This is a genomic window from Burkholderia sp. Tr-20355, from assembly GCF_017104685.1.
GTDB classification, from domain to species: Bacteria; Pseudomonadota; Gammaproteobacteria; order Burkholderiales; family Burkholderiaceae; genus Burkholderia; species Burkholderia seminalis.
On sequence record NZ_JAAGPK010000227.1, the window covers coordinates 1 to 10,061 of the forward strand.

The following is a 10,061-nucleotide window of genomic DNA, read 5'->3' on the forward strand; positions in this document are numbered from 1 at the left end:
CCGCTCGCGATCGCGCGCCACCTGCGTGCGCGTTTCGGCGCCGCGTGGCAGCAGAAGGCGGCGCTGCTGTCGATCGACGATCCGGAATGGGCCGAGCTGATCGGCATCACGACGATTCGTCAGCCGACCTACGAAATCGGCTACAAGGCCGTCGAATTCGTGCACGAGCGGATCGACGGCGCGGCGGGCGACGTACGCGTCGCGATGCTGCCCGGCGAGCTGTGTGCGCGCGCGTCGACCACAAGCTGAGTATCATGCGGGGCACGCAGCGCGTCAGGTGCGCTGCCCCGAACAAGGAAATACATGACTGTCGCTCCCGTCACGCTGGCGCTGCTGATCGCCGCCACGCTGATCATCGCGCTGCTGCCGCTCGTCCTCTTCCGCATCCTGCGCAAGCCGCTTGCGCTCAATCGCCGCGACACGATCGTCGGCGTCGCCGTCTTCACGCTGTTTGCGATGATCGCCGAGCGCGCGTTTCACGGGCTCGTGCTGAGCCGCACGCCGGAGGACGGCTGGCTGACGCAGCCGCTCGCGTTCGTCGCATACAGCGCGCTCGCGACGGCCGTATTCGAGGAAGCCGGCCGCTATCTCGGGATGCGTTTCCTGAACCGCCGCTACGGCGAGTCGGCCGGCGACGGCCGCGGGATCGGCTACGGGATCGGTCATGCCGGCGCCGAAGCATGGTTCGTCGGCGTGCTCGTGTGGGGCCAGTGGTCGTATCTCGCGTGGCTCGCGAGCCGCGGCCAGCTCGAGACGCAGTTGTCCGACCTGCCGGTCGACACCGTGGTGCGGCTGCACATGATGCTCGCGACGCTGTCGGCGCAGTCGATCCTGTTGTTGCTGCTCGAACGCTGCGCGGCGTTCGCGGTGCAGCTCGCGCTGTCGGTGCTGGTCTGGCGCGGCGTGCGCGCCGGCCGCGCGGGCGTGTTGCCGCTCGCGATCGTGCTGCATGCGCTCGCGGCCGTGCCGACGCTGCTGTACCAGGTGCGCGTGCTGCCGGCCGCGTGGGTCGAGGCCGCGTATTTCGTGCTGGGCGCGGTCCTGGTCGCCGTGCTGGTGAAGACGTGCCGGCCGTCGCGAACGGCAGCCTGACGGGGGAGCGTAATGGATGACTATCTGATCGAATGCCAGAGCGCGGAATTCGACGCGCTCGCGCGCGTGATCTGCGATCTCTTTCCGGAGCAGACGCGCTTTGCCGAAAGCAGCGATGCGCGCGGGCGCTTCCTGTCCGTGCACTGGCTCGCGATGCGTTTCGGCGCGACGCCGAAGCGGATGACGCTCGATATCCGCATCGTGCCGGCGGCGTTCGCGCGCTATCTTGCGCTCAAGCCGATGCAGCGTGCGCGCAGCCATGCGGTGCTGCATGCGTACACGGAAGCGATGCTCGGCTCGCTCGAGGAGCGGCATGCGGCCGGCGAGGCCGTCGAGCGCAACGCGGAACTCGAGCTCGACGAGGACTTTGCGTGAGCGGGTGCGCCGGCATCGTGCCGGCGCGGCGGGTTACGCGTCGCGGTAGACCTGCGCGAAGCGCTGCGCCTGCACGACGCCGTAGTCGCCGGGCGCGTATTGCATGACCCAGTCGCCGGCGACGCCGCGCAGCGTGTCGCCGTTTTCCGAGCGGGCGATCGTGAACGGCTCGTCCATCCGGCGGGCGAGCACGACGGCCGGCCGGTTCCGGTAGGCGCCCGGCGCGCCGTGCGCGAGTGCCGGATCGGCGGGCAGGTATTTGGCGTCGAAGCGTGCGCGCGACACGACCCAGCGATCGCCGGTCGAGCCGGTGATCAGCGCGTCGCCCGCGACATAGCGGTTCGGACCTTCGAGGCTCATCAGTTCGCCGTCGGCATCCGCGAAAGCCACGGCGACGGTTTCGTCCTTGACGACGCGACGGGCCTGCGGATCGGTACGCAGATCGAGGTGCTTGAGTTCGAGCATGGCGGGAAGGTACGGGAAAGCTGGAAAAGCCGGGAGCTTATCCCGAATTCGGCGCGCCGTGTGGCGCGCCGATCGCCGGCGGAGGCGCGGCGCCGTCCGCCCGGGCGGGGCAGCACGGCGCCGGCGGGGTGGGCGTCAGGGTTGCGCGGGTGCGCTGGCGGCCGGCGCGGCTGCCGCCTTGCCTTCCTTGCCCTTCGCCTTGCCCTTGCCGCGATGCTCGCCGCCGTGGTGCAGCCAGCTGCGGAACGTCGTGTCGGCCAGCGCCTTCTGCTCGGCCGGGAAGCTCTCGTAGAGCGGCGCGAAGGCGTCGGCGAGCTTCTTCGCACCGTCGGCGTTCGCCTGCGACAGTTCCGCATACTGCTTCATGTCGTCGAGTGCGGAGACGTCGTGCTTGGCCATCCGTTCGCTGTAGAGGCGGCCCATCGTTGCGCCGTTGTCGCGCATCGTGTCGGCGAACGTCTTCCACTGCGGTTCCTGCGCCGACGTGATCTTCAACTGGTCGTGCAGGTACTTGATGCGCTGCTCGATGCGCGCTTCGTGGCGTGCCGCGCGCTGCTCGGCGCTCGGGGCCGACGCCGCGGCCGTCGTGGCCGGGGCCTGCGCGGGCGCTTGCGGCTGTGCCGGGGTTTGCGCGAACGCGCTGGCTGCAACGGCGAGCGTAGCGAGGGTGAGCGAGATTTTCTTCATGATTGGCTCTCCGGGGTGGTGTCGTGCGAGCGGGCGCGGCGGTCACTGCCGCAAGCGCGCTTCTCGCGTCGCCGTTATTAGTAGCACGTTGCGTGCGGCGCGGCAGTGAATGCGACACTTGCTTACATCCGATACGAATCGAAATTGAAAGGCCCGGATTCGGGCGATGCCGGTTGGGCACGCGGGCGTTCGGCGCTATCATCGCGTCACCTTCCACTCAGCCGGCGCGTTGCGTGCCGGCCCAGCCTCATGCGTCCACCCCGCCTCGACCAACTCGACGATCTCGACCGGCAACTCGTCGCGCTGCTGCAAGCCGATGCGCGCGCCAGCGTCGCGGATCTCGCGCGCCAGCTCGACGTCGCGCGCACGACGGTCGTTGCACGCATCGCGCGGCTCGAACGCACCAACGTGATTGCCGGGTACAGCGTGCGGCTCGGGCAGGACGTGCTCGACGCGAGCATTTATGCGTACGTCGGCATCATCCTCACGCCGAAGTTCGGCAAGGACGTATTGCGCAAGCTCGACCGGATGCCCGAAGTGCAGCTGCTGTGCGCGGTGAGCGGCGAGTACGACTACGTCGCGTGGTTGCGCGCCGATTCGCCCGAACGGCTCAACGACCTGCTCGACCAGATCGGGACGCTCGAAGGCGTCGAGCGCACGACGACGTCGATCATCCTGTCGCGCAAGATCGATCGCGGGACGATCGGCGGCTGACCTGCCGCACGCGGTGCCGTGCGCGAGCGTGCCAGCGCGTGCATTGCGCGGGTTTGCGCGGCGTCGCGGGGTTTCGCTTGCCGCCCGCCCGCGGCCATATTCGTCCCGACCGCCGGCGCATTGCCTGACGGGCAGGGTGCCGGCCGTCGCCTGCCTGCGCATCCGGCGCGTCTCTTCCTTCCGAACGCCTTCGTGCCGCCTGCTTCGACCGGCGTGCCGCTCCTGACGCGCGCGGTTCGTGCGTCGGCGCCATGCCATTCCTCGTCTTCGCCTTCGTCCTTCGTTCTTGCGCGTGAAGCCTGCAACGGCCTGCCTGCGGGCGCGCTTATACGCGATTTTTAGATGAATCGGACGTTTCGACGAAATGTATCGTCATAACGTCGAAATTATCGGTCGTTTCGCATCATTCTTCGTCTTGGAACTGATTTTGCGGGTCCCTAAACTGTGTTCATGGCTCGACGCCGTTCACAACATCAACCCATCATCAGGAGATAAGCGCATGAAAATCGCCATCGTCGGCGCAGGTCTGATCGGCCACACCATTGCTCACATGCTGCGTGAAACGGGCGACTACGAAGTCGTCGCGTTCGACCGCGACGCGGATGCGCTCGCGAAGCTGTCGCGCGAAGGCATCGCGACGCAGCGCGTCGATTCCGCCGATGCGAATGCGATTCGCGAAGCAGTGAAGGGCTTCGATGCGCTCGTCAATGCGCTGCCTTACTACCTCGCGGTGAACGTTGCCGCCGCCGCGAAGGCTGCCGGCGTCCATTACTTCGACCTGACCGAAGACGTGCGCGCCACCCACGCGATCCGCGAACTGGCCGACGGCTCCGACCGTGCGTTCATGCCGCAGTGCGGCCTCGCGCCGGGCTTCATCGGCATCGCCGCGCACGAACTCGTGAACGGCTTCAGCGAAGTGCGCGACGTGAAGATGCGCGTCGGCGCGCTGCCCGAGTATCCGACCAACGCGCTGAAGTACAACCTGACGTGGAGCGTCGACGGCCTGATCAACGAATACTGCCAGCCGTGCGAAGCGATCCGCGACGGCCGCAAGCAGTGGGTGCAGCCGCTCGAAGGCCTCGAGCACTTCTCGCTGGACGGCACCGAATACGAAGCGTTCAACACGTCGGGCGGCCTCGGCACGCTGTGCGAGACGCTGTCGGGCAAGGTCGAGACGCTCGACTACAAGTCGGTGCGCTATCCGGGCCACCGCGAGCTCGTCCAGTTCCTGCTGGAAGACCTGCGCCTGTCGACCGACCGCGACACGCTGAAGTCGATCATGCGCCGTGCGGTGCCGTCGACGAAGCAGGACGTCGTGCTGGTGTTCGTCACGGTGACGGGCGTGAAGGACGGCCAGCTCGTGCAGGACGTGTTCACGCGCAAGATCTTCGCGAAGGACGTGTGCGGGATGCACATGAGCGCGATCCAGATCACGACGGCCGGCGCGATGTGCGCGGTGCTGGATCTGTTCCGCGAAAAGAAGCTGCCGCAGAGCGGTTTCATCCCGCAGGAAAAGGTGTCGCTGAAGGCGTTCCTGTCGAACCGCTTCGGCAAGCTGTACGACGGCGGCACGATGGAGCGCGTGCACGCGCTCGCCTGACCCTCCGCCAGCCTCGGGCACGAGGGCCGTACGACGCCGGGAGCGCAGCAGCGCTTCCGGCGTTGTCGTTTGTGACGCGCAAGGCGGGAACGGTGCGGTGCGCTCAGGCCGGCAGCGGCGGGACGATCGTCGCAGGTTGCGGCGGCGGCACGATGCGGTACAGCAGCGCGTCGACGTCCGCGTCGGACGGTGCGGTGTTGTCGAACATCACGATGCCGTCGCATTCCTGGCCGGTCGGCACGAAGCGGCGCTGCCGGTATTCGTCCCAGTGCGCGAGCTTGTAGGCATCGTTCGGATTGCCGCGTGCGACGATCCGTGCGTGTGCAACGTCTTCCGACGTGTGGACCCAGACGACCGTCAGCGTGACGTCGGGCGCGATGCCGAGCCACGCGCGATCGAGGATGCGCCGGTCGCGCACTTCGCGCGACAGCGGGCCGACGACGATCGCGCTGATGCCGAGCGCGAGATTGTCGCGGGCCGTATCGAGCAGGCCGTGATATTCGGGATCGCGCAGGTGTTTCAGGTAGAGCGGGCTGTCGCGGTCGTTCGGATCTTCCGTGAGCGCGCCCATCGCGGCCGAGCTGTAGCGGCCGTACAGCGTGTCCTTGTCGAGCAGGCAGAACGCCTCGCCGGTGGCGCGCATCAGCGGCCCGATGAGCCGCTTCGCGAGCGTGGTCTTGCCGGTGCCGGCATGACCGCAGAAGAACACCAGGTGCGTCACGAAGCCTGGCTCCCCGGCCGCGGGCCCGACGCGTCGTTGCGCCTGTCGCCGCGCGAGAAGACTTCCGCTTCCAGCCACATCGCGTTGATGATGCCGAAGCCGAGCGCCACGCCGATGCCGAGTATCCACGAGAAATACCACATAGGTCTGCCTCCTTGACGGTTGGGCCGCACGGGCGTTGTGCGTTGCGCAACGCAGGTGCCGCGGGCCGGTCGAAGTACCCCGATGCGCGTGCTGCGGCGCACGCAGCCCGATCATGACCAATATCGGCGTGCCGTGCAAGCCGGGCCGTCCGCGCAGCAAACCGGTAAACTGATGCACAAACCGCAACATGACGGACGACATGCTGATCAACTGCGCTGCATACCAGGATGGCCGCAAGCTGGCCGACATCGATATCGACGCCATCAGCGACTACGTGTCGAAGCCCGAGTGCTTCGTGTGGGTCGCGCTGAAGGATCCGACGCCGGAGGAAATCGACCTGATGGGCGAGGAGTTCGGGCTGCACGAGCTCGCGCTCGAGGACGCCCGCAAGGGGCACCAGCGGCCGAAGATCGAGGAGTACGGCGATTCGCTGTTCGCCGTGCTGCATACGGTCGAGCTCGACGAGGACGACGAATTCAAGGTCGGCGAACTGAACGTGTTCGTCGGCCCGAACTACGTGCTGTCGATCCGCAACCATACCGAGCATGATTTCCGCGACGTGCGCAAGCGCTGCGAGCGGGAGCCGCATCTGCTGCGGGAGGGCTCGGCGTTCGTGTTCTACGCGTTGATGGACCAGGTGGTCGACCGCTACTTTCCGATCCTCGAAACGCTCGGTGCGGAGCTCGAGGAACTGGAGGACCGCATCTTCGCGAAAGCGACGCCCGCGTCGTCGCGCGCGATCATCGAGGATCTCTATTCGCTGAAACGCCGGCTCGTGATGCTGTACCAGCACACGGCGCCGCTGATGGAGCCGCTCGCCAAGCTCACCGGCGGGCGCGTGCCGCAGGTGTGCAGCGGGATGGCCGCTTATTTCCGCGACGTGTACGACCATCTGCAGCGGATCGTGAAGACGATCGAAGGACGCCGGGAGATGGTCGTCACGGCGATCCAGGTCAACCTCGGGATGATTTCGCTCGCCGAGAACGAAGTGACGAAGCGGCTCGGCTCGTTCGCCGCGCTGTTCGCGATACCGACGATGATCGCCGGCATCTACGGGATGAATTTCGCGAACATGCCCGAGCTGCACCTGAAATACGGCTTCTACGGCTGCATCGCGGTGATGGTCGTCGCCGATCTCGCGCTGTGGTGGCGTTTCAAGCGGGCAGGGTGGCTGTAGCCGGCTCAGGCCTGGCGTGGCGCGTGCTTGCCGACCACGACGCGCCACGGCCGCACGCACCACGATTTCACGAGGCCGTTCTGCACGTACGGATCGGCGCGCGCGAACGATTCGGCCGCTTCCGGCGAATCGCCTTCGAACACGAGCACGGCCTGATCGGCCGGGTCCGCCAGCGCACCGGCGAGCATCAGTTCGCCGCGCTCGGTCGCGGCCTGCGCGAGCGCGAGATGCTGCGCGCGGAAGGGTTCGCGCCGCGACAGGTAATCGTCGACGAGTTCGTAGATCAACTGGTAATGCATGATCGCTCCCGGAGTCGGTGGGTGCCGCCGGATCGCGGGCCGGCCGGCTCAGTATAGGGCACCGTACGGCCTTTGGCAGTGCGCTTTGCGCGGCGCGGCGCACGGTTGTCAGGGTGGCGGACGGATCGAAATGCGTGACCGGCTTTCGTCGACATTCCGGAATAAACGCAACTAACGGTCTGGTTTCCAAAGCGCCCGGATAGTGACGGGCGCCTTCGCACCACAGCACTGGTGCCTGGAATCGTCTGCAGGAAAAGAGGGGCGGTCACGTCCATTCCGGCCGGGGATTCCACGTGCCGGCGGCGGCTTCCGGGGCCGGCGAAAAGGGATCGGAACCGTGCGCGGGGCCGTCCGGGCGGGCGCTGCGCGTGGGCGTTTCCATTGGCCGGAATGCGACCTATGCTGAACGAATCCGGAGCGAACTCCGTTCGCCCGATTCGCCCAGACGAGGTGAGCCATGCCTGTATCAGCCACCCTGCAGGATTGCCTGCGCCAGAAGTCATCGCGGTACGAAGTCGTGTACCACCCCTATAGCCATACGAGCATGGAGACGGCCGCCGCCGCGCATATCCCCGGCGACCGCCTCGCGAAAACCGTGCTCCTGGAGGACGACGAGGGCTACGTCGCCGCGGTCTTGCCGACCACGCACGCAGTGCGCCTGTCGGATCTCTGGGTGAAGACGGGACGCCATCTCGTGCTTGCCCGGGAGGTCGAATTGCGCGAACTGTTCAAGGACTGCGACATGGGCGCGCTGCCGCCGGTATGCATGGCGTACGGGATGAAGACGTTCCTCGAGGAACGTCTCGCGCAGCAGCCGGAAGTCTATTTCGAGGCCGGCGACCACGAAGCGCTGATCCACATGATGCAGGATGAATTCCTGACGCTGATGGAGACGGCCGAGCGCGCGCATTTCTCGCACAAGATGCAAGGGATGATGCTGTCCTGAGGGAGCCTCGAATGCGGTGATGCGCAGGGCCGGTGCGCAGGCGTGCGCCCCGGCGGGGAGGGGGTGTACCTGCTTGATTGCGATGTTCCAGTCAGTTAATTCGACATACGAATCTATTTCGCGAGGTCTGAATTAAATTCAATTCGACCTTTGTTGTGTCGGATTCCTGTTTATTCCAGCAAGGGTGACTCGTCCCGTCGACGTGTCACGGCATGCGATACCGGCGTGCTTCGATGCGGGCGCCCCGAAGCGCCGGTAGACCGCCTCCCATATTGACGCGTGGCGGGGTACGTTCGGCTCGTTGCCCCCAAGGGGGAGGTCATTTCCCGTGCCGCACGGGAAATACACGAAAATCCATGTCGGACGGGTTCGATATACGGATTGGAATATATCCATACAAATCAATTACCAATTCAATAATAAAGACTTGATTTGTGCTTACCGGAATATTATTTGAATAAGCCCTCCAAACTTTGTATTTGGGCATCAAATAAAGTTTGACGGCAAAATTTTTTCCTTGCTATCGTCTGCACCCAAGTGAACGGCGCCATTGACATCACCGCGTAACGAACGGCGAATCGTCATGCGAATTGCGAGGGGCGCCAGCTCGGCTGACAATTGCCTGACCGCGCAGGTGGGTGTTTTTCCGGTATAAATCCGGGCCGCATCGGCGCAACGATTTCGTGAAAAAGAATGAATTGGAATTCGAATGTGATTCTTTCAATTCGGATTGCTAATTGAATTTGAAATGAAATGTTCGGGGTGATGCGGTGGCGCTGCCGACCTGGCTGCGCTGCCGGCCGCAACCCGAAACTGGGCGAATCGCTTGGGGGATGGATGGTGGGCATGAAAGTCGAAGAACATCTGGCTACTTCGAACAGCGGGCTGGCCACGCTGGGGCGTCCGAGAGAGTTCGGCAAGAAGCAGCAGAACCCGGTGCGCCGGTTCGGCGGCATCGGGATCGTCCTGGTACTGCATGCAGTGCTGATCTACGCGCTGCTCAACGGCCTCGCGACCAAAGTCGTGCAGGTGATCCAGCATCCGATCGAGACCCGCATCATCGAGCCGGTCAAACCGCCGCCGCCACCGCCGATGCCGGTGGTCAAACTCCCGCCGCCGAAATTCGCACCGCCGCCGCCGCCGTTCGTGCCGCCGCCGGAAGTCCAGGTGCAGGCACCGCCGCAGGCGACGATCACGCACCAGGCGGCCCCGGTGCCGTCCGCGCCGGCCGTGCAGGCGCCGGTGGTGGCGCCGCCGGCACCGGCCAAGCCGGTCAGCCATGACGTCGGGGTCGTCTGCCCGAATTCGGACGCGCTGCGTGCGTCGATCCAGTATCCGAAGGAAGCGCAGGAAAACAACATCACCGGTGACGTGACGATCGAGTTCGTCGTGGATGCGGAAGGGAACATCACGAACGAGCGCGTCGCGCAGTCCGCGGATCCGATCCTCGATCGAGCCGCGTACAACACCGTGAAACGGTTCAAATGCGTCGCACAGGGCCAGTCGGTGCGGGTCCAGGTGCCGTTCTCGTTCAATCTGAATTGATGCAGTGGGCGGCCCGGCACGCGCCGGGTCGGGGAAAACCGTCTCGAACTTATGTAATAAGTTCACCGAAAGAACTGGAGTGGGGTATGACGAAGCGTTCACTGGCCGCGCTGGCGGCAAGCATGTTGATGTCCGTCGCCGTGGTCGACGGGTTCGTTGCGCCGCAGCTCGCCCATGCGCAGGCCAGCGGGGCGGCCGATGCATCGGCGCAGGCCGCGGCGCCGTCGATGCGCGCGGCCTTCACGAGCTCGGCCGGCACGCTCACGTAGAAGTTGAACGCGCCGATCAGCGACGAG

Annotated in this window: 14 protein-coding genes; 8 read left to right on the top strand and 6 right to left on the bottom strand. The window is 65.6% G+C overall.

Features of this window, described 5'->3' with window-relative positions:
• The 3 genes from G3N62_RS32240 to G3N62_RS32250 form a co-directional block, all read left to right on the top strand.
• Positions 1 to 249: substrate-binding domain-containing protein (locus G3N62_RS32240; protein ID WP_206141427.1), on the top strand; the 249-nt coding region annotated here is incomplete at its 5' end.
• 54 nt (positions 250 to 303) lie between these two features.
• Positions 304 to 1,092, top strand: a complete 789-nt coding sequence (locus tag G3N62_RS32245) for a YhfC family intramembrane metalloprotease (protein WP_034186831.1) — start codon at positions 304 to 306, stop codon at positions 1,090 to 1,092.
• Between the two features lie 12 nt (positions 1,093 to 1,104).
• Positions 1,105 to 1,467 carry a DUF3022 domain-containing protein gene (locus G3N62_RS32250; RefSeq protein WP_034186832.1) on the top strand — a complete coding sequence of 121 codons (363 nt, stop codon included), beginning with the start codon at positions 1,105 to 1,107 and terminating at the stop codon, positions 1,465 to 1,467.
• Positions 1,468 to 1,500: 33 nt separating this feature from the next.
• On the opposite strand, the gene G3N62_RS32255 is transcribed toward G3N62_RS32250, so the two are convergent.
• Together G3N62_RS32255 and G3N62_RS32260 are read right to left on the bottom strand one after the other, a co-directional pair.
• Entirely contained in the window at positions 1,501 to 1,932 is a 432-nt protein-coding gene (locus G3N62_RS32255) for a PGDYG domain-containing protein (protein WP_069245629.1), read from the bottom strand.
• 135 nt (positions 1,933 to 2,067) lie between these two features.
• Positions 2,068 to 2,619 (bottom strand): Spy/CpxP family protein refolding chaperone, encoded by a 552-nt coding sequence (locus G3N62_RS32260; RefSeq protein WP_034186834.1) that lies wholly within the window; start codon positions 2,617 to 2,619, stop codon positions 2,068 to 2,070.
• Between the two features lie 249 nt (positions 2,620 to 2,868).
• On the opposite strand from G3N62_RS32260, the gene G3N62_RS32265 reads away from it, so the two are divergent.
• Together G3N62_RS32265 and G3N62_RS32270 are read left to right on the top strand one after the other, a co-directional pair.
• Entirely contained in the window at positions 2,869 to 3,333 is a 465-nt protein-coding gene (locus tag G3N62_RS32265; protein WP_006481526.1) for an Lrp/AsnC family transcriptional regulator, read from the top strand.
• 499 nt (positions 3,334 to 3,832) lie between these two features.
• Positions 3,833 to 4,933 carry a saccharopine dehydrogenase C-terminal domain-containing protein gene (locus G3N62_RS32270; RefSeq protein WP_034186835.1) on the top strand — a complete coding sequence of 367 codons (1,101 nt, stop codon included), beginning with the start codon at positions 3,833 to 3,835 and terminating at the stop codon, positions 4,931 to 4,933.
• A gap of 103 nt (positions 4,934 to 5,036) precedes the next feature.
• Here G3N62_RS32270 and G3N62_RS32275 read toward each other — a convergent pair whose 3' ends face one another.
• Positions 5,037 to 5,654, bottom strand: a complete 618-nt coding sequence (locus tag G3N62_RS32275; RefSeq protein ID WP_034186836.1) for an ATP-binding protein — start codon at positions 5,652 to 5,654, stop codon at positions 5,037 to 5,039.
• Complete coding sequence (cydX, locus tag G3N62_RS32280) at positions 5,651 to 5,797, bottom strand: cytochrome bd-I oxidase subunit CydX (RefSeq protein ID WP_034186837.1); 147 nt, start codon at positions 5,795 to 5,797, stop codon at positions 5,651 to 5,653. The genes G3N62_RS32275 and cydX overlap by 4 nt, the downstream gene beginning before the upstream one ends.
• A gap of 200 nt (positions 5,798 to 5,997) precedes the next feature.
• Here cydX and corA point away from each other — a divergent pair, with 200 nt between their 5' ends.
• The gene (corA, locus tag G3N62_RS32285; RefSeq protein WP_034187007.1) at positions 5,998 to 6,975 is read left to right on the top strand and encodes a magnesium/cobalt transporter CorA; all 978 of its coding nucleotides are present in this window, start codon (positions 5,998 to 6,000) and stop codon (positions 6,973 to 6,975) included.
• A 5-nt stretch (positions 6,976 to 6,980) separates the two neighbouring features.
• Here the strand turns inward: corA and G3N62_RS32290 are convergent, their stop codons facing one another.
• Positions 6,981 to 7,274 carry a YciI-like protein gene (locus G3N62_RS32290; RefSeq protein WP_124669022.1) on the bottom strand — a complete coding sequence of 98 codons (294 nt, stop codon included), beginning with the start codon at positions 7,272 to 7,274 and terminating at the stop codon, positions 6,981 to 6,983.
• Positions 7,275 to 7,731: 457 nt separating this feature from the next.
• Between G3N62_RS32290 and G3N62_RS32295 the strand changes: the two genes are divergently transcribed.
• A complete protein-coding gene (locus G3N62_RS32295; RefSeq protein ID WP_034186839.1) occupies positions 7,732 to 8,220 on the top strand; it encodes a YbaK/EbsC family protein in 489 nt (162 codons plus the stop codon).
• 846 nt (positions 8,221 to 9,066) lie between these two features.
• Positions 9,067 to 9,765, top strand: a complete 699-nt coding sequence (locus G3N62_RS32300) for an energy transducer TonB (RefSeq protein ID WP_034187008.1) — start codon at positions 9,067 to 9,069, stop codon at positions 9,763 to 9,765.
• A gap of 49 nt (positions 9,766 to 9,814) precedes the next feature.
• Here the strand turns inward: G3N62_RS32300 and G3N62_RS32305 are convergent.
• A partial coding sequence (locus G3N62_RS32305; RefSeq protein WP_206141428.1) for a hypothetical protein occupies positions 9,815 to 10,061 on the bottom strand: 247 nt, incomplete at its 5' end.